Below are 20360 nucleotides of genomic sequence, written 5' to 3'. Positions count from 1 at the left end.
ATTACTACATAAAGAGCTTAGATACGCTCTGATACCTGCAGAATATGTTCATCAATACGACGGACAAGACCGTGGGTATACGCTGAAAAATATTTCTGCCAGAAGGCATATGCGGTCGGGTTAAGACTCTCATAGTCTACACCCAGATACGCATAGCCTTCTTTTTTTAATAAATCAACCGCATAATTAAGAAGGTTCTGAAATACGCCTTTGCCCCGGTGTTCCGAAAGGCAGTATGCTGCTGTTATGTGCAGATACTCCGGAATTTCGGTAATACAGGTTTCACCGGACTGGGAAATTTTCAGGTATGCGCATGGCTGACCTTTATACCTGGATATAAAACATCGTTCTTCTTCTGCTGTAAATGTGCTGCAGAAGTCTTCCTGTGCCGCTGCGGCACGGTTCATGAAAAACGGGCTGCTGTAATAGTGACGCATCAGCATAAGTTCCAGCGGATACGCCAGAGAAATTGTTTCCGGGGTAAGCTCCTCGATTTCATAGTTTTCATTTCGGATACAGGTTATCGGCTCCATGGTTCGGACAGCATCGATACACCGCATGCCAAAACCATAGCGAAAAAACTGCTGCTGCGCCGTTTCATCGTGAGCATATAAGCAGATGCCGTGGCTGACCGCACCGGCTCTGACCCATTTCCGTGCGGCAAACCGGTACATGGCAGCGTATATGTCTGCTCTGTTCTGCCTCACTGCTGCATGAGTGCCCATAGGAGAGAATATCCCTTTGGCATCTGTTGATCCAAACGCATGGTCAAACGGTTCTGTACAGCACAGAAAGCCTGTCATCGTATTGCCTTCGTATGCTGCTGCTCCCAGGCCGTTGTCAGCAAAATATGTTAAGTCGGTTAGTTCCTTGGCACCCGGAAGATCCGGTACCCTGTTCTGCTCCTCTTGGTAGCATGACAGGGCAAGTTTCTTTGCGTTTGCAATATGTTCACGTGTAAAATTGACAATATTCATGTATTCTCCTTATGTTTGATACGGTGCGGCATGACTGCGGTTCACCTTGCTGCCCCAAGGCAGGACTGTGAACCGTCACAGGTATTACTTTTTATGATAATATAAACGGCATACATCATCACCTTTGGCTATGGATCTCAGAAGTTTCAGACGGCCGCCGTAAGCCTCTCCAATGCCGTGGTCGCCGCACATGGCTATGTCACAGAGTTTCGATATTTCTTCGTCTGTACAGCCGGCTTTCTGCCAGGCTTTTACTAACGGACAGTAATGAAAATCAATAGCCAGCTCTTTGTCTGTGCTTTTTCTGATCTTCATTTCAAATACCCACTGGGCAGGTTTTGTAAATAACTGTTTTCTGAGACCTTTCAGACTATTGGTCCCTCCTTGTTTTACTAACTCCGCCCCCTGCCCCAGGCCACAGCGGCGGATTGCCGCGCTTCCGAAATCTTCCCAGTCAAGCCCTCTTTTTCCGGCTTCATCACAAAGAAGATACAGCCACGCTGCACGCTGTTCAAGCTGTCCTCTGACAGCCTGGATGAGTTTATTCTTGATCTTTGGTTCGTTTTTTATTTTAGATATACAATTTTTCTCCATATTTTTTCCCCCTGCCTGTTTATTACAAACATCGTTGTCAGTTACCTTAGTCTTACTGTATAATGTCTTACAAATAGATTATAGCATAGGGGGATGTTCGGAAACAATCTGTAACTCCTTTAAAATCCATTCCGGGCAATCGGGCATTCCCTTTGCCGGAACCGGCTCTTTGATGCTTACTGCCATCGGGATCCCTCCTTCCTGATTTTTAGCATAAGAAAAGCGCCTGCACCTCTGCAAGCGCCTTTCAACATTTTGATTATTACTATCGCAACAAGTCCAATAAAGTATATTCACCCTTTTGAACTTTCGACAATTCATGATACTTTTTTATAGCTGCCACAAGAACTGTCGGATTGCTGAAGTAATCCTTCACAAAATCATAGGACTTTACCTCTGCCATCTTCAAATCTTCTTTACAAAAACCACTTGGTTTCTTCCCGGATTTCTTAAATTCCTTGTACTTATCCTCATTAAAAATGATTAGCATTTCAATTTCCGGAGCCGTAATCACATTTATGACATCCACCTTATTGGCATATGCCTTACTAAGCTTAAAGTTTTCACGCCTTGAGTCAAGAATCCTTATAACAGAAATCTTATTCATAAATCCTTTTCTCAAGTACTTTTCCTCAAACTTCTTGCCTTCTCTGCAACGGATCACTTCCTCTTCAATCATCTCTTCTCTGGAAAAGATTAAAAGTTCATGATCCAAGAGTATATCCATGATTGCATTTTCAGCTGAACCCTCACAGATACACGCCTTATATTCTGCTAATTCCATAGGCACCTCCTATATAAGGGCTGCTGCTATACTTTTCTTTAGCTGCATATAAGCCTCATATGTTGGAGTTGTACCTTCAAGGAAACCGCTCTGGTATGCATCACTCTTCTTGATATCATTTCGTTTCAGTATATTAGATAAATTCTCTACCGTAATACCATTGCGATTTCTGGTAATAAATATGCTGTCATTGCGATCATATTCATCCAGTAGTTCCGGATAATGTGTAGAAAAAACAAGTGTACCACCATTCTTATTCAGCTTGCTATCCATAAAGAAACGCATCAGCGTTGTAACAATTTCTTTGTTAAAATGATTCTCAATTTCATCTACAACAATATATCCACCGTTTTGCAGTACTTCCTGAGCCAAGGTAAAAGTTATCATTCCTTTTACAGTACCAGAGGAAAGGTAGTTGTTCAATTCTACAGGGTTATGAAACAGGATTTCTTCTTTTCCCTTAAATTTCAGATGGATTAAGGGCTTTTGGTCCTTTTCATCAAAATGCAGGCTCTCAATTGTTGGATCTAGGAACGTGATAACCTCTGCAGGTATATCTTCCGAGAACGGAAGCACATTCACATTCGTATATTTCAAGAGATTGACAATACGCACATGTTCCTTTGTCTTTTTATTTTTGGCAATCATTATACTTACATCATCAGATAAAAATGCCTCCTGACCACTTCTGATTATTGCCGGCTCTCTTCCATCAAAATCTAACATTGCTTTACGGGTAGTTACCTCATCTACATTCTTTGTCCATAAAGACTCTGAAACAATACTGTAACTTGCCCCTTCCGACTTGCTCTTACGAGACGTAATAATCGTTTCCAATCGACAAATCTCTTTAGTCTTTCTCGAAAAGAAATACGAATTCAATTTAACTTCTTGTGCATCCCCCAAAATATCTCTGGTCTCAATGTGGTTGATTGGTTCATTATTGATCATTTCCAATACAAGCAAAATCACCTTCAGTACAGAAGTCTTTCCTGAGGCATTAATACCAATGAATCCATTTGCAGAATTCAAATAAATATTTGAAAATAATGGACACAAAATGTTCTTATGTTCTTCTACAACTCTCTGCTGTGCATAAAAGCTCAAATCCAATTTTTCCTTAAAAAGCGGTAATCCTTCCGCTGTAATACGAAGAAGCTTCATAATTACCTCCAAATTTATACACGATTTTGGTGTTTATATTTTTTCAGATAATTGTAGTATATCACCTCATTTTAAATTTATCAACGGGTTTTCCGTTTTTAATCTTAAATCATAGTTCTATATTCCCTTTTGCGATTTTGCATATTTGACCCACCCGCCGTTCTAAGACACTTTACACAAATCTTATAATACATTCTTGTATTTTTACCCCTAGCAATACTGTTTACTGCAAACTTCCTGTATTGATCCATGCATTCATTGACAGGACATGACCGCTTATTATTTATGCTTGTCTGTGGTCTGTTTTGTATACCTATATTTATATTTGCAATCTATATCTTGATATAAACAAATTATTTAATCGTTTTATTCATGAATTAAATTTTCAAAACCTATTGAATTTCACCTGCTAATATGATATATTGTAAATAGAAAAGGAACAACCGTCCAAAGTGGTTTGACCTATGCAAAAGTAGAAAATCCACCCCCGCTCGTCAAAGTTTAAGGGTGGTTTTTCTATGTAAACTAATGACTCATCAAGTAAATGAAAGTCAGTAGTGCGATCAGAAAAATTCCGAACTGCATCAGATCATTAAAACTGAATTTGTTCTTCATGTGCACCACCTCCATTCTCTATAGAATGAAGGTCAAGCCACCCTTTCACACGGTTGTTCCTCAATTTTTATGATATCATATTCATTTTGCATTTGCAATCTATATATTGTCATTTACAACTTTTTATTTCCTCTCTCTTTCCTGAACGTATCCGGCGACATTTCCGTATATTTTTTGAACACTTTTGAAAAATATGTACAGTTCTCAAATCCCAATACGTCAGAAATTTCATATACGAGATAACCCTTCTCCAACATTTCCTTTGCCAGCTCCACCTTCCTCATATTCACATATTCAATAAAATTCTGCCCCATCTCCTTTTTAAATACTGTACTCAGATAGGCACTGGAAACACCGATTTCTCTGGCTGCTTCTGACTGATGTATCTGTGTCCGCAGATGCGTATCAATATAACGAAAAACACTGCAGAGAATCTCAGAACGGCTGCATTTATAATCAATCAAAAACCGCTCATAAAAAGCATCTGTAAATTTCAAAAACCATTTTTCTATTTCTGACAAACTGCTGCTCATCATCAGTGACTGATAATGACAATTATCACCGCGCACTTCAATTTCCTCAATAGCCCCGTTTAATCCCTGGGCAGTCATAGAGAATACCCCAAGCATATCCATAAAAATACGCCGCAGCACATTCATATTTATATACCGTTCTTCATATACAGCCGTGAAAATATGTGTTATAGTCTTTTTTATCTCCTCCCTGTCCAATTCACTTACCGCCTTCTTCAGCTCTGCCTGCATATGCGTCATTCTATTTGGACTATGTTCTTTCGCCGGTATTTTTTCTGTAAAATAATGTATTCTCTGCTCTTCATCATAATAGCTCATCATCTGAATCTGCTCTGCAAGGGCAATGGCCCGGTTAATGTCCGTCTCTTCCTTCATGACACCCTCATAGATTCCCAAATATAACTTTATCAGACAGCGCTGCATCAATATCTGGTAAAGCTCCTCATAAAATTCTCCCGGAAACCGGCTGTCAAACACAAAATAACAGCACTGCGCCCCTTTGTGAATCTGCAGATATTCCTGCCCGCGCTTCTGAAACCACGCTCTGCACTGCTCGGTAACAGAAAATATCCCATCCTGTTTTTCTTTATGGGGCAGAATACACAGAAGCGTCCGGTAAGTCCCCACATCCTGAAAGATGTCTTTTCCTGTGTGGCTGATAATCTCCTCATACCGTATTTCCCGGACACGGAAAAACGGCTGCTTTTCTGCCCTGCATTTCAAAAGAATTTCCTTCAGCTCCTGGGAAGAGAGATTCAGTTTCCGCAGATAATCATATGCCCCCAGCTTCATAGCCTCTTTTACCATCTCAAATTCTTCATTACAGCTTATAACAATAACTTTACAGTCCAGATTATTTTTATTTAAATATTCCAGAATCTGCAGTCCGTTCACTTTCGGTATATTCAGGTCAAGAAGCAGAATGTCCGGATGATTATTTTCTATGGATTGGATTGCTTCCTGTCCATCCTTTGCATCCTCCAGCAGAATAAATCCAAGAGCCTCCCAATCAAGGAGCTGATGCAGGCCGACTCTGGCCAATATCTCATCTTCTATGATCAATACCTTATTCTTCATACCCTTTCCTTTCTGCCCGTGAATGTGCCTGAAATTCCGTTTTCTTTGGAATCCGAATCCATATTTCAAATCCCGCTTTTACCTGTTCATTGAATATCAGCCCATAATTGTCCCCGTACAGCATTTTTAAACGGGAGTTCACATTGTAAAGCCCCATACCGGTAAATGTCCTTTGATTCCTGTGCGGACTTTTCAGCATCTCCTCCACCATATCCTTATCTGCAGAATTTCCGTTGTTAAATATGGAAATCAGAAAATCATGCTCATATTCCACTGCTGAGACAATGATCTGCCCCGCCGTCACATCTTTTACGCCGTGCAGAATAGCATTTTCCACAATAGGCTGCATGGTAAATGCAGGGATCTCATAGAAATATAAATCCGTGGGGATCACATTATAATACTGAAAAGAATTTCCGAATCTGAATTTCATAATATCCACATAGGCCTCTAAAAGCGCTGTCTCCTGTCCCACTGTTGTCATGCCGTTTCTGTTGTCATAGACACCGTGCAGGATCTCCCCCAGGGATTCCAATGCACGGGAGGTCCTCACATCCTGCTCCTCCCTGGCCATGATTCGGATAGAATTCACGGTGTTGAATATAAAATGCGGAGAGATCTGCGACATCAACATCTCATAATGAGCCTTCTCTTTCAGATGGCTTTCTGTCTTCACCTTTTCAATCAGTTCTTCTATCCTCAGTCCCGCCCTGTTGTAGCTTGCAATAAATTTATGTATTTCCAGAAATGACTGTTCCGGCTCCTGAATCTTCAGGATTCCGTTCTCAGAGTTTTCCAGATTCTCCACCAGATTCGTAAGTGGCCTTGACAGTTTCCTGGAAAAATAAATCATGGTGATTATGGTGGCGGCAATTAAAAGCAGAACCATTCCGAGAATATTTCTGGAAATCCTAAGATTTCCCTCCAGATAGACCCTGCCCGGAACGGCGTACACCAAAGTATTCCCGCCGTGCTCCATAGAAACTGCCATGTACTTATAACCATTTTTCAAAACTCCCTGGATAATGGTATCAGCTTCTTTCCTCCACACAGGTTCCTCTTTTATGAGTAACTGCACCAGCCCATCTTTTTCCCCATTATATTCCATCTGCATTTCCCTGCTGCCGTCAAAAATATAAAAAGTCCCCTCGTCCAGGGGCACCATGGCCTGCGTGAATTTCCCCCATATTTTTGTACCGGAGAGCTGAATGAGAAGAACCCCCAGCTTCTCGCCGGAATAATCCAACACACTTCTGCCGATGTAGAGATAGCGGTATTCCCGTATAGGATATGTGGTCATCTCTGCAAAAAAATCCTGCAGTTCTGTGCAGAAAGTGGTTTTTCGTCCATTGGATACAATCTGCTGATACCAGTCCTGTCCTTCATAATCTACGGAAGTACGGCTCAGATTGTGTGCACCGATCAGATATCCGGAGTTTGTCAAAATGGCAATTTTGCCCCCCACTGCATTCAGAACTGAGCTTTCCATCTCGGACAGCCTTGCTGACAGCTCCGTCTTAGCCCGATACAGATCATAACTGTCCCCGGAACGAGCCATCGTGCGCAGATTCTCCAATACACTTTTGCTGGTCATCATCATACTGGTAGAGTAGTTGGTCACTTCAATCATCTGATCTCCGTTTGCTTTGATCTGAGACAGAAGTGTTGAATCATAACTGGTCATATTTTCTGTTGTAACCCTCTGTAAATAAATGTTCAGAAACATAAGTGCCAGACACAACGGCAGGACCACAAAACACCCCATGTACACAATGAGCTGTGTCCTGATACTTTTGTTTTTCAGACTGAAATGTCTGCTTCTTTCCCTCTCCATACGGTATCCGCCCTCTTTTATCCTTCATTCTAATATCTTAAATCTTTTTGTCAACTTTTCGCCTTGTGTTCCCATTACTTTCCAGTCCGGCCCATCGCGAAGCTTGTCTGAGCTATATGGCGTTCTCCGCAATTCCTACTCAGCAAAACAGGGCTGCCGCACATTTTGTGCGCCAACCCTTAAAGCTACCCCTTCACAGCTCCGGCAGACAGTCCTTCCACAAGGTTCTTCTGCACTAATGCGAAGAACAGCAATATGGGAACAAGGCTGATAACCACTGCTGACATCAATAATCCCCAGTCCACAGAGTATTGTCCGATAAAATCCTGCATTCCCACCTGAATGGTCTTTTTTAGTGTTGTATTGATGAAAATGGATGCATACATATATTCATCCCAGGATGACATGAAACAGAAAAGCGCTGTCACAAACAGTCCCGGTTTTGCCACGTAAAAGATAACGGAGAAAAAGGAACGTAATCTGCTGCATCCGTCGATCATGGCTGACTCCTCCAGTTCCCACGGAATCGTGGAAAAAAATGCACAGGTATTCCAGATGGCAAAAGGAAGAGTAAAGGAACAGTACATCAGTATCAGCCCCACATAACTGTCAATGAGCTGAAAATGTTTCATGATAATATAATACGGTATACACAGCAGGATTCCCGGAAACATTCTCGTCATCAGTACTGCCATCTTGATTTTCCCGGCGCCCAAAATGCGGTACCTTGTCAGCCCATATGCAGCCATGACAGACAATACCATACAAATAACCGTTGTCACTGCCGTAATAAATATACTGTTCATAAAATATCTGACAAAATTTGATTCAAAAATCACATGGCGGAAATTTTCAAATGTCACATATGTAGGAATAATCTGCTTTGGATCATATATCTGCTCCTGTGTTTTCAGCGCTGTCAGCACAACGTACACAAACGGCGCCACAGCAATAAATACCATCAGAACTGTAAAGATATAAGCACCTGCCATTCTGATATTCTTTTTCTGTTTTTTATTCAGCATTTGCCCCTCCTCTACTCTTTCTCACTTACCATGCGCAGATATATCCCGGAAAATACTGCCATGAAAATAAATAAGATCACAGACGCCGCCGCTGCTGTACCGAAGTTATGGTTGATGAAGGCCTCACGGTAGGCAAAGGTGTAAAGTATCTCCGTACTGTACAGGGGGCCGCCGCCGGTCATCAGCCAGATGGTGTTAAAGCAGGACACAATACCTATAAGATTCAGGATTGTGGCTATTGCCAGCGGTTCCTTGATGATAGGCAGCGTGATTCTCCAAAAGCATTGGAAACGGCTGGCCCCGTCAATTTCAGCGCTCTCATATACATCACCGGGAATGCCCTGCAGCGCAGCCAGAATAAATATCATCTGAAACGGAATCCCCTTCCAGATTGCCACAAGAACCACACACCAGAAGGCAGAGCCGATATTTCCAAGCCAGGAGATGGATTCCGTGATAGCTCCTAACTTTACGGCAAGTATGTTGATGATTCCCACATTTGCATTATATAAAAAGGTAAATGTCATTGCCGCAATCGCGTGCGGAACAGCCCAGGGCACCAGAATCAAAGTGCGGTATACAGACCTTCCTTTCAGTTTCATATTCAGTGCCAGCGCCAGCAGCATGGCTGCCACAAGCTGTATCACAAGATTCACCAGTGTCCATTTTACTGTATTTCCGATAGACTGCAGAAAAATCTTGTTGGCAAATATATTCTTATAATTTTCCAGTCCTGCAAAGGTATTGAAGATACTGTCCTTTGGACGAACCAGATTGTAATTGACAAAACTAAGATAAATACCGCGGAACAGCGGATAGATTGAGAGGGTCAGGACTGCCGCAACTGCCGGTGCCAGAAGCAGATACCCAGGCCAGTTTTTCTTCAGTTCCAGTCCCGCCCTTTTTTGTTTTCTTCCCATAATCCCACCTCAGGACGGGCAGCTCTCCCCGGCTGCGCCGGAGAGACGATAACCCGCTTTCTTGTCTACTTATAGTTAGATGCAATGTTCTCGTTTAATTTCTGCGTCAGGGACTTAAGCGCTTCCTCTGCTGTTGCCTTTCCGTAATCCACCTCCAGGATTGCATTGGTGATCAGTTCGTCGATGGCCTTTTCATTGATAACAGCCGGACGGGCACAGGTATATGGGAACTCATCTGTAAATACCTTCAGGCGTTCTTTTCCCTCCAGCGCTTTTGCATAATCAAAATCCTTACGTGCGGAAATCTTTCCCTGGACTGCCAGAATCGGATCTCCTTTTTCGGAATTGATGTACTGGATCAGATCATATGCCAATTCCGGGTTCTTACTGTTAGCGTTGATATTCCAGGTCCAGCCTCCCAGTACGGTTGCCTGTGTCTTTCCTTCCACCATGGTGGTGATCCCATAATCCAGATCAGGATTGATGCCGTCAACACCGTTTGCACACCAGTCCCCGCCCAGAAGGAAGGTGGCCTCTCCATTGGCAAAGCTTTCATAAACCTTATCCCATGTTGTGGCCTCTTTAAATGATTCTACCAGCCCTCCGTTTTCAATCATGCTGCAGATATAGTCCCAGGCTTCTTTCCCCTGTTCATTATCGATCACCACAGATGGTGTCTCACCGCTGGTATCAATGACCGGGCATTCATTCTGATAGAAGAAGGAATAAAACGCATATGCACTCTGATAGGTGATGATTCCGCCGTATCCGGCCTCCTTCACTTTTTCAAGGGCATCGGAAAGCTCTTCCCAGTTTGTGGGAACTGAGAGTCCCAGTTCATCCAGACGTTCCTTGTTATAGTACAGACCGCAGCAGTCCATGTACCAGGGAACCGAGTAATATTCTCCCTGGAACTTACCGGAATTCAGCGGCCCTTCCTGATACTGGGAAACCAGATCCTCCGGCGTGGCCAGTTCACTCAAAGGATATAGAAGACCCATTGCCGCCAAATCAATGGCATGTCCTGAATTATCCATAATCACAATATCTGCACCGCCGCCTGCCAGGGCCGCTGTCTGAAAAGATTCCTTAATATCCTGCTGGGAAGCTCCCTGCAGCGTGATTTTTGTACCGGGATGTTCCTCCTCATAATACCTGATAGTCTTTGTAAACTCCCCGCCAAGGTCCGTGGATTCATCAACCCAGTCATTTGTCATAAGAAGTGTAATCTCTGCAGAATCTCCCTTATCACTGTTCTCCCGGCTGTCTTCCTTTTTTTCATTCTCGGTGCTTTCTTCTTTCTTGTTCTCCTGACCACTGTCGGAACTACCGCACGCTGTGGTCCCTAATATCATTGCTGCCGCCATCAGTACGGCTGTCACTTTTTTTCTTTTCATACCTTCATACCTTCTTTTCCTTACAATTTTTTAACGGTTTACTGTACCCTTCTTTGCATTTTCAAAACGCCGGCTGTTTCGGAATTGCTATAAACACATTAAAACATATCCCTGTTATTTTTAGAATAAATATATTATTTGACTTTTTACCGTTCCTTCTTAAAAAATTTTCAAATTCCTTATCTTTTTTCCACCTGTTGTATTTTTAAGTTTTTTACGGCTTAAAAATAAAATATGTACTGATCCGCAAAAAAACCTGTCTGTTTTTTCGATTATTTCGCTCTGATTCAAAAGTTATCTTCATTCCCTGATACGTGTATCTGGACTAAAATCTTATGTACAGAAGAAAAGGAGGACTTTGAATATGAAAAAATTAAATGTAGCCCTGGTTGGGCTGAGCTTTGGACTGGAATTCGTTGCCATCTACTGCAGGCATCCCGATGTGGATAAGGTCTATGTTGTAGACAAAAATCAAAAACTTCTGGACCTTGCCAGAGAACGGTACAGCATCCCCCAAAGCCAGTGCTTCACTGACTTGCAGGATGTACTGGATATACCCGAGATCGATGCCGTCCATCTGGTGACGCCGCCTTCCACACACGCACCGTTTTCTGTACGGGTGCTGAATGCAGGAAAACACTGCGGCTGCACAATCCCCATGGGCATGAGCCTGGAGGAATTAAAACAGGTTATTGCCGCAAGAAAGGCCGCAGGCAAGAATTATATGTTCATGGAAACCACCATCTTCCAGAGGGAATTTCTCTATCTGAAAGAACTGTATGAGAAAGGGGAACTTGGTCGTCTGCAGTACATGACATGCGCCCACTATCAGGATATGGAAGGCTGGCCTGATTACTGGAAAGGTTTTCCTCCCCTTATGCATCCCACCCATGCGGTTGCACCGTGTCTGATGCTTGCGGGACATCTGCCGGAAAAAGTATACGCCAGAGGTTCAGGTAAAGTCCGCCGCGAACTGGAAGAACCGTATGGATGCCCTTACGCTTTTGAAGCAGCCTTTATCACCCTTCAGGACAGTGATATCACAATTGAGATGGAGCGCTTTTTATACGGAGTTGCCAGAAGTTATTCTGAGTGTTTCCGTGTATATGGGGAGAATAAAAGCTTTGAGTGGCAGCAGCTTGCAGAGGAAGATCCTGTCATCTACACCAGAACAGGAGCACTGCAGAAAGTGGATATCCTGAATGAAGAAAAAGAAGAATCCAGCAGAGGCGGAGAAATTCTGGAGGAACGGGTCAGGATACCTGATTATGCTCACCTTCTACCTGATGAGATTGCATCCTTCACCACCAATACGGTTTACAACAATGAAAATACACACCTCTCTTTTAAGCAAGGCGGCGGACACGGTGGTTCTCACCCCCACCTGGTACATGAATTCGTCCGTTCCATCCTGGAAGACCGAAAACCCGCCATCGATGATATCATGGGCGCCTACTGGACCGGCACCGGAATCTGTGCACATGAATCCGCCATGAAAGGCGGGGAAGTGATTACCATTCCCCGGTTTGAACAGCTTTAACCATAACCCAAACCCCTTGTTTTCCAAACAATTTTGTTGAAAACAAGGGGTTTTTATATCTGTTTTTCTGAATTGTCAAGGGCTAAAACTTTATTAAATTTTCCAGGTTGTCGTATATTGTCCGCACCAGGTGAGAATCATTTTACTAGACATTAAAATTTCCAGGAGGATTCTTGCAATGGCACTTAATAAAGTTGAAATATGCGGTGTGAACACTTCCAAACTCCCTGTACTTACCAATGAAGAGAAAGACATTCTGTTCGAGCGGATCAAAAAGGGAGATACGGAAGCCAGAGAATTATATATCAAGGGAAATTTGAGGCTGGTGCTCAGTATCATCAAACGCTTCTCCGCCAGCAACGAAAATGTAGATGATCTCTTCCAGATTGGCTGCATTGGGCTGATGAAGGCCATTGACAATTTCGACACGACACTGAACGTGAAATTTTCTACTTATGCGGTTCCCATGATCATCGGTGAGATCCGCAGGTATCTGCGCGACAACAACTCTATCCGGGTCAGCCGTTCTCTCCGGGACACAGCGTACAAAGCCATCTATGCCAAAGAAAATTACGTCAAGAAAAATCTCAAAGAGCCTACCATCAATGAGATTGCCGAGGAGATTGGCATTGAAAAAGAAGACATTGTCTATGCCCTGGATGCCATCCAAAGCCCGGTCAGCCTCTACGAACCTGTATACACAGAGGGCGGGGATACCCTGTATGTTATGGATCAGATCAGTGATAAAAAGAACAGAGAGGAAAACTGGATTGAGGATCTGTCCCTGAAGGAGGCCATGAAACGCCTGGATGACAGGGAAAAACACATTATCGAAATGCGTTTCTACGAAGGAAAAACCCAGATGGAGGTTGCCCGGGAAATCGGCATCTCCCAGGCTCAGGTCAGCCGTCTGGAAAAGCACGCGCTGAAAAACATGAAAAACTATCTCCGTCCCTGAAAATCCTCACGCTCCTGACTTGACATTCACGCCCATAGATGATATGCTAAACACCAATTCAGAATGTATCCGCAGCCTTTCAACAGGTCTGCCGCTGCATTCTGCCATATGATCCAACGCGTAGACAGGAAGAGTAAAATGTCTATCCATGCAGAGAGGAATGCATACGGTGTGAGCATTCTATGGGGAAACATTTGAAGACCACCCTGGAGCGGCTTTAATAAAGTCCGGCCGACACCGTTATCGTCTGAATGAGTGGTATTTGCAAAAAGGGTGGAACCGCGGTATCTTGTTTATCGTCCCTGAACAGTCTTAGGATTGTTCAGGGTTTTTTTATTTAATCAATTACTCATGGAGGAAAAAAGAATGAAGATCACATTAAAAGACGGCTCCGTAAAAGAATATACGGAGTCCAAATCAGTCATTGACATTGCCTTTGACATAAGCGAAGGACTGGCACGGGCTGCCTGCGCAGGCCAGGTGGACGGTCAGATTGTGGATTTAAGAACTGTCATCCACAAGGACTGCAGCCTGAACATTCTCACAGCCAGAGATCCGGAAGGACTTCGTGTTGTCCGCCATACCTGCTCTCATGTACTGGCTGAAGCTGTCAGACATCTGTTTCCCAATGCCAAACTGGCAATCGGGCCGGCAATCGACACCGGCTTCTACTATGACTTTGAGGCAGAACCATTTTCCAGAGAGGACCTTGACCAACTGGAAAAAGAGATGAAACGGATCATCAAGAAAGGAAACAAACTTGAACGCTTCACTCTCCCAAGAGAGGAGGCCATCCGCCTCATGACAGAAAAAGAAGAACCCTACAAAGTGGAACTGATCACAGACCTTCCCGCAGATGCTGAGATTTCCTTCTACTCCCAGGGAGATTTCGTTGATCTGTGCGCAGGACCTCATCTTATGAACACAAAAGGCATCAAAGCGTTTAAACTGACCTCCTCCTCAGGTGCTTACTGGAGAGGGGATTCCAGCAAACCCATGCTGCAGAGAATATACGGCAGCGCCTTTTCCACAAAGGATGAGCTGAACGAATATCTCCAGCACTTGGAAGAGATCAAAAAACGTGACCACAACAAGCTTGGACGTGAAATGGAATTATTCACCACCGTTGATGTGATCGGACAGGGCCTTCCCCTGCTGATGCCAAAAGGCGCTAAGATCATCCAGACACTCCAGAGATGGATCGAGGATGAGGAGGACAACAATTGGGGCTATATCCGTACCAAGACACCCCTCATGGCCAAAAGTGACTTATACAAGATATCCGGTCACTGGGACCACTACAAAGACGGCATGTTTGTTCTGGGAGATGAGGAGACGGACAAAGAAGTGTTTGCTCTGCGTCCCATGACCTGCCCCTTCCAGTATTATGTATATAAATCCAGACAGCGCTCCTACCGCGACCTGCCTCTTCGCTACAGCGAGACCTCCACACTGTTCAGAAACGAGGATTCCGGCGAAATGCACGGCCTGACACGTGTCCGCCAGTTCACCATCTCGGAGGGCCACCTGATCGTCCGCCCGGATCAGATGGTGGAAGAATTCAAAGGCTGTCTGGCGCTTGCCAAGAAATGCCTGACCACACTGGGCCTTCAGGATGATGTGACTTATCATTTATCCAAATGGGACCCGGAAAATACAGAAAAGTATATCGGCGATGCCGAGGTATGGGAACAGACGGAACAGCATATCCGCAGCATTTTAGTGGAACTGGATGTTCCATTTGTGGAGGATGTGGGAGAAGCCGCCTTCTACGGCCCCAAGGTAGATATCAATGCCAAAAATGTATACGGCAAAGAGGATACCATGATCACCATACAGTGGGATGCACTGCTGGCTGAACAGTTTGACATGTACTATATTGACCAGAACGGAGAAAAAGTCCGCCCGTACATTATCCACAGAACCTCCATCGGCTGCTATGAGAGGACTCTGGCATGGCTCATTGAAAAATATGCCGGCATGTTCCCCACCTGGCTCTGCCCGGAACAGGTCCGCATCCTTCCCATCTCTGAAAAATACCAGGATTACGCGGTCAGAGTAGAAAGCGAGTTAAAGAAAAACGGTATCCTCTGCACCATAGACGAGCGTTCCGAAAAGATTGGCTACAAGATCCGTGAGGCAAGGCTCGCAAAAGTTCCTTACATGATCGTTGTGGGCGAAAAGGAAGAAGCAGAAGGAAAAGTGGCAGTCAGAAGCCGTTTCCTTGGTGATGAAGGCCAGAAATCCCTGGATGATTTCATTGATGCTCTCTGCAAGGAAATCCGCACAAAGGAAATCCGCCGCATCGAAACACCAAACAACCAGTAATCTCACGACTCACGACGGGCATCACAGAAAGGAAAAATATTCATGGATTTTATTGAAATCTTAAAGGCGGTCATTCTCGGTATCATACAGGGTATCACAGAATGGCTGCCCATCAGCAGCACAGGGCATTTGATCTTGTTTGACAATATCTGGCCCATGACCTCCACACCGGAATTTTTTGAAGTCTTCAAAGTGGTGATCCAGTTCGGCTCCATACTGGCTGTTCTGGTCCTGTTTTTCCATAAGCTGAACCCCTTTTCTCCAAAGAAAAGTACCGCTGAAAAACAGGAGACCTACACACTGTGGAAAAAGGTGGCTGTGGGATGTATTCCCATCGTGATTGCGGGACTGCCCCTTGATACGGTTCTGGAGGACTATCTGTCCAGTGTATACATAATCGCTGCAACCCTGATCCTGTACGGTATTGCCTTTCTTGTCATTGAGAGCAGAAAAAAACAGCCGACAATGGATTCTCTGGAGGCACTTACCTATCAGGCAGCCTTTTTCATCGGCTGTTTCCAGGTGCTGGCGGCAATTCCCGGAACCTCCAGAAGCGGCGCAACCATCCTGGGCGCTGTCATTCTGGGCTGCTCCCGTTATGTAGCCAGTGAATTTTCCTTCTTTCTTGCCATACCGGTCATGGCCGGCGCCAGCGGTCTGAAGCTGCTGAAATATTTCCTGAAAACAGGCATGTTTTCCGGTGAAGAATGGATTCTCCTGATAATCGGAACCTTTGTCTCCTTTATCGTATCCATTTTTGCCATCCGCATGCTTCTGGGCTACATCAGAAAACATGACTTTAAAATATTCGGTGTCTACCGTATCATACTCGGCATGATCGTCATCCTCTATTTTGCCTTCCTTGGATGACGCAGACAGGGCGCTTTCCCCATGGAAAACGCCCTGTTTTTCTCTTATTTTACTGCCAGATGCAGCACGCTGCACGCAGGTATGGTAAACGCAATTCCTTTGTCCGTGATCTTCACATCTCTAAACTCTTTCACCTTAACAGTTTCCGGCTCCTCAAAAGTATTCATGGCATGCATCTCTTCCGCCAGGATCTCTCCTCTAACCTCTGTCACAGGTTTTTCCAGGATCAGTGCATCCACATCGTAATCCTCATCCAGGGAAAGGTTTGTGATTGTTATATGCATCACTCCCTCCGCATCCACTGATACGGACTCTGTCAGGTTCGGCACCTGATACTCCGCCTCCGCTCCTATGGTCTTTGTGTCGATACGGCTTTCCAGAAGATCCGCATCCTGATGGTATTTATACATATGAAATACATGGTAGGTCGGTGTCAGCAGCATCTTCTCCCCTTCTGTCAGGATCACAGACTGGAGAACATTCACAAGCTGGGCCAGATTTGCCATATGGACACGGTCACTGTGTTTGTTGAAAATATTCAGGTTGATGCCTGCCACCAGCGCATCCCTCATGGTGTTCTGCTGGTAAAGGAATCCCGGATTTGTGCCGGGCTCCACGGTAAACCAGGTCCCCCACTCATCCACGATCATTCCAATCTTCTTCTCCGGGTCATACTTGTCCATAATGGCACCGTGACGGTTGATCAGCTCTTCCATATAAAGTGTTTTGCTCAGCGTCTTGTACCACGCCTTATCGTCAAAATCCGTAGCGCTTCCCTTGATGTCCCATCCCTCCGGATGCGTGTAATAATGCAGGGAAAGGCCATCCATAAATCCATGCTGGAAAGGCTGGCTGTGGCGGAAACAGGTATGCATCACACCCTCTGTCCACTCATAATCATCCACATTTGCTCCGCAGGCAATTTTGTAAATCTTTTTATCTGCCTTATAATCCCTCACATAAGTCTGGTAACGGCGGTATTCATTGCCGTAATACTCCGGCGTCATATTTCCGCCGCAGCCCCAGTTTTCATTTCCCACACCGAAGAACGCCACGTCCCAGGACTCCTCATGTCCGTTTTCCTTTCTCAGGTCTGCCATGGGAGAAACACCGTCAAAGGTCATATACTCCACCCACTCTGACATTTCCTGCACAGTCCCGCTCCCCACATTTCCGTTTACATAGGCTTCACAGCCAAGCTGGCGGCATAGTTCAAAAAACTCATGGGTTCCAAAGCTGTTGTCCTCCACAACACCGCCCCAGTGGGTATTGATTATTTTCTTTCTGCTCTCTTTCGGCCCGATTCCGTCCTTCCAGTGATACTCATCCGCAAAACATCCTCCCGGCCAGCGCAGCACCGGAATCTTCATTTCCTTCAGGGCTTCCACTACATCCGTCCGCATACCGTTCACATTTGGGATGGGGGAGTCCTCTCCCACATACAGCCCCTCATAGATACACCTTCCCAGATGTTCAGAGAAATGTCCGTAAATCTCCTTATGTATTTTACTTTTTTTTACCTTTGGGTTAATCACCAGTTTTGTCATCCTGAATGCTCCTTTTCCTCGTAAAGTTCTTACCTATAGAGTATCACTTGTATGCACTTCAATACAATTTGTTTTTTAATCATTTCCGAAAAAAATGACCGCAGTGCGTTTGTTCTTCACACTGCGGTCATCCGCATTATTCTGTCACTACATTATTTACACTGTACCATTTTTCCGTGGGCTGTGAGAATTTTACAATGATCATGTCATCCACTTCCCGGATACTGCCCTCCTGCGGCCATGAGGTCATGGATTCCGCCTCCGCTGCGGCTCTTCCGATCATCTCTGCAGATGCCGCTGTCACTGCGTACCCCTGTGTTCGGAGAAAGTCCTTCATTCTGGATACATTTCCCTCATCCCAGGCGAAAATGGAGCCGCCCAGTGTATCCGACTTCTGAACAGGCAGCTCGTCCGGCTGTACCATCCCCACAAAAGCTATGGGCTTTGCGTGGTAGTCCATGCCTGCTCTCTGGATGTCATACATGAGCTGGGACGCTGTGGTCACATCCCTCTGATAGGCAATACTTCCATAATAATAGATCATATTCATATTCCGCGCGTTCAGAAACAGCAGATAAGACACAAGCACAATCATGGCCTTCTTTACCACATTTCTCCTGATCGCACTGAATATAAGATAAATCTGCACAGCACCCGCCAGGGGAATTGCCAGAAGCATCCTGCCATGGGTCTTGTAGGTTGCCAAAAGCAGATACATAACAAAGGGTGCAATACAAAGAGCAACCGTATAGAAAAATACCCCAAGCTTATCCTTTGCCCCTCTGCGCCTAAAAAGCAGCCAGACAGCATAGATTACAAAGAGCACTGTCACACAGCGGATCACCTCTCCGCCGTAAATATATTCTCCCTCATAGGGAATGGAAAAAGAGACCCTGCCCACATTGAAAACGGAAGCCGCGAACATTGCCTTCCAGTTCTCACTGAACCAGCCGATATAATTCTCCTCCAGATACCCGGCAGTCCCTGAAAAATGCCAGATGATCATATCAATCCCATAATATACCGCAGCAGCCGCAGCGCAGAGCACCGCACAGGTCACAATAAACCGCAGCAGCCCCTTCTCTTCCCTCTTCACAAATTTTAGAAGACAATAAGCCACCACCCCTGTCACATACACACAGATCAATGCCTGATAAATAGCAAAACTGTACAGCAGCAGCAAAAATGCAAGACCTGCATCCTTTTTCCCCCTGCCCTCCACAAACCGGATACTGTACACAAACCCAAAAGCCACAGCCACCATTGCTGTACACACCTGCAGATTGAACATGGAAAAAGAAAGAATCTCTCCCACCACAAACGGCAGTGAAGCATAATAGGCCGTAAAGATAAACATCTGCCACTCTTTGACCTTTTCCTTACCCAGCAGCGCATAGACAAATACAACCCCTGAAAAATGCCAGCACACCACCGAAAGGAAATCCCAGAGAAACGGAGCAAAATTCCCTTCCCTTGTAAAAACCAGATCAAACAGCCAGACTGAAAATCTCCCCTGCAAAAGCCACAAAAGCGACGGCTGATTTGCCAGAATCCAAGTCTCCTCATCGATCGTTATGGTAAAATGCGTCAGCATAAACCCAAAACAAACAAGAGAAAACACCAGTGAGAACAGAAACGCTCTCTTATACTTCACCAAAAATCCCTTCATTGGTTCCCCTCCTTATTACTGCCCTCTATCATACTTCAACAGAAAAAGCGTGTCAAGGAACCACCTCCGCGTAAATTCTTATTCTTTCTTTAGAAACTTATCCTCCTTGATCTCCACCAGAATGATATCCTCCCCAATCTGCTTAATACACTGCCATGGAATCACATACTCACTGGCCGGCCCAAACAGTCCGCAAAGCTTCCCCGGCACCGGCACAATGATCGCCGTCAGACACCCCGTCTTAGGATCAAACTCCACATCCAAAGGACACCCCAGACTCTTACAAGTACAGATATTAATAACTTCCTTCTGCCTCAAATCACAAACCCGCATAATCCCACCAAAATTCACCCTTATTACCTATCCTATGCCCCCCACCCCGTCCAATTTCCACCTTTTTCTCCCGAATTATAATGTACCCATAACAGTGGACAATCGAATTAGTGTAGTCCCTTCATTTTAGACGCCTCTTCCAGGTGCTTCCCTAAAGCTGGACAATCACACTAATTGCTCCCTGATTATTAAACA

General features: G+C 44.7%; 16 protein-coding genes and 1 other annotated feature. Of the genes, 4 read left to right on the top strand and 12 right to left on the bottom strand.

From position 1 onward, the window contains the following. Nucleotides 1-17 precede the first annotated feature (17 nt). From MUB35_RS22505 to MUB35_RS22465, 9 genes are all read right to left on the bottom strand, one after another. A complete protein-coding gene (locus MUB35_RS22505; RefSeq protein WP_103732789.1) occupies nt 18-977 on the bottom strand; it encodes a GNAT family N-acetyltransferase in 960 nt (319 codons plus the stop codon). Nucleotides 978-1061: 84 nt separating this feature from the next. Beyond that, complete coding sequence (locus MUB35_RS22500) at nt 1062-1571, bottom strand: L-2-amino-thiazoline-4-carboxylic acid hydrolase (protein ID WP_187370656.1); 510 nt, start codon at nt 1569-1571, stop codon at nt 1062-1064. A gap of 265 nt (nt 1572-1836) precedes the next feature. After that, the gene (locus MUB35_RS22495; RefSeq protein WP_054352296.1) at nt 1837-2355 is read right to left on the bottom strand and encodes a hypothetical protein; all 519 of its coding nucleotides are present in this window, start codon (nt 2353-2355) and stop codon (nt 1837-1839) included. 9 nt (nt 2356-2364) lie between these two features. Continuing rightward, the gene (locus MUB35_RS22490) at nt 2365-3519 is read right to left on the bottom strand and encodes an AAA family ATPase (RefSeq protein ID WP_118593807.1); all 1155 of its coding nucleotides are present in this window, start codon (nt 3517-3519) and stop codon (nt 2365-2367) included. Between the two features lie 728 nt (nt 3520-4247). Then, nucleotides 4248-5744, bottom strand: coding sequence for a response regulator transcription factor (locus tag MUB35_RS22485; protein WP_103731718.1), 1497 nt, complete (start codon nt 5742-5744; stop codon nt 4248-4250). Further along, nucleotides 5734-7578 (bottom strand): cache domain-containing sensor histidine kinase, encoded by a 1845-nt coding sequence (locus tag MUB35_RS22480; protein WP_103731717.1) that lies wholly within the window; start codon nt 7576-7578, stop codon nt 5734-5736. Before MUB35_RS22480 ends, MUB35_RS22485 begins: the two co-directional genes overlap by 11 nt. Nucleotides 7579-7763: 185 nt before the next feature. Then, entirely contained in the window at nt 7764-8603 is an 840-nt protein-coding gene (locus tag MUB35_RS22475) for a carbohydrate ABC transporter permease (RefSeq protein ID WP_103731716.1), read from the bottom strand. 11 nt (nt 8604-8614) lie between these two features. Then, the gene (locus MUB35_RS22470; RefSeq protein ID WP_103731715.1) at nt 8615-9523 is read right to left on the bottom strand and encodes a carbohydrate ABC transporter permease; all 909 of its coding nucleotides are present in this window, start codon (nt 9521-9523) and stop codon (nt 8615-8617) included. A 65-nt stretch (nt 9524-9588) separates the two neighbouring features. Next, the gene (locus tag MUB35_RS22465; protein ID WP_103731714.1) at nt 9589-10920 is read right to left on the bottom strand and encodes a sugar ABC transporter substrate-binding protein; all 1332 of its coding nucleotides are present in this window, start codon (nt 10918-10920) and stop codon (nt 9589-9591) included. A 364-nt stretch (nt 10921-11284) separates the two neighbouring features. Between MUB35_RS22465 and MUB35_RS22460 the strand changes: the two genes are divergently transcribed. From MUB35_RS22460 to MUB35_RS22445, 4 genes are all read left to right on the top strand, one after another. Next, the gene (locus tag MUB35_RS22460) at nt 11285-12460 is read left to right on the top strand and encodes a Gfo/Idh/MocA family protein (RefSeq protein ID WP_054352294.1); all 1176 of its coding nucleotides are present in this window, start codon (nt 11285-11287) and stop codon (nt 12458-12460) included. 178 nt (nt 12461-12638) lie between these two features. Then, nucleotides 12639-13418 (top strand): RNA polymerase sporulation sigma factor SigG, encoded by a 780-nt coding sequence (gene sigG / locus MUB35_RS22455; RefSeq protein ID WP_033142663.1) that lies wholly within the window; start codon nt 12639-12641, stop codon nt 13416-13418. 112 nt (nt 13419-13530) lie between these two features. Beyond that, nucleotides 13531-13725: a binding site (T-box leader), on the top strand. A 59-nt stretch (nt 13726-13784) separates the two neighbouring features. Next, entirely contained in the window at nt 13785-15746 is a 1962-nt protein-coding gene (gene thrS, locus MUB35_RS22450; protein WP_033142664.1) for a threonine--tRNA ligase, read from the top strand. Between the two features lie 42 nt (nt 15747-15788). Then, entirely contained in the window at nt 15789-16616 is an 828-nt protein-coding gene (locus MUB35_RS22445) for an undecaprenyl-diphosphate phosphatase (RefSeq protein WP_244806888.1), read from the top strand. A 44-nt stretch (nt 16617-16660) separates the two neighbouring features. On the opposite strand, the gene MUB35_RS22440 is transcribed toward MUB35_RS22445, so the two are convergent. The 3 genes from MUB35_RS22440 to MUB35_RS22430 all read right to left on the bottom strand — a co-directional run bounded on the left by MUB35_RS22440 (nt 16661) and on the right by MUB35_RS22430 (nt 20165). Continuing rightward, nucleotides 16661-18163 (bottom strand): alpha-N-arabinofuranosidase, encoded by a 1503-nt coding sequence (locus MUB35_RS22440; RefSeq protein WP_244806887.1) that lies wholly within the window; start codon nt 18161-18163, stop codon nt 16661-16663. 136 nt (nt 18164-18299) lie between these two features. Next, nucleotides 18300-19832 carry a glucosyltransferase domain-containing protein gene (locus MUB35_RS22435; protein WP_244806886.1) on the bottom strand — a complete coding sequence of 511 codons (1533 nt, stop codon included), beginning with the start codon at nt 19830-19832 and terminating at the stop codon, nt 18300-18302. Between the two features lie 78 nt (nt 19833-19910). Continuing rightward, the gene (locus tag MUB35_RS22430) at nt 19911-20165 is read right to left on the bottom strand and encodes a YlmC/YmxH family sporulation protein (RefSeq protein WP_018598391.1); all 255 of its coding nucleotides are present in this window, start codon (nt 20163-20165) and stop codon (nt 19911-19913) included. Between the last annotated feature and the right edge of the window lie 195 nt (nt 20166-20360).

This window comes from Blautia sp. NSJ-175 (genome assembly GCF_022867815.1).
GTDB lineage: Bacteria > Bacillota > Clostridia > Lachnospirales > Lachnospiraceae > Blautia > Blautia celeris.
This window is presented reverse-complemented; position numbering and strand designations above follow the sequence as displayed.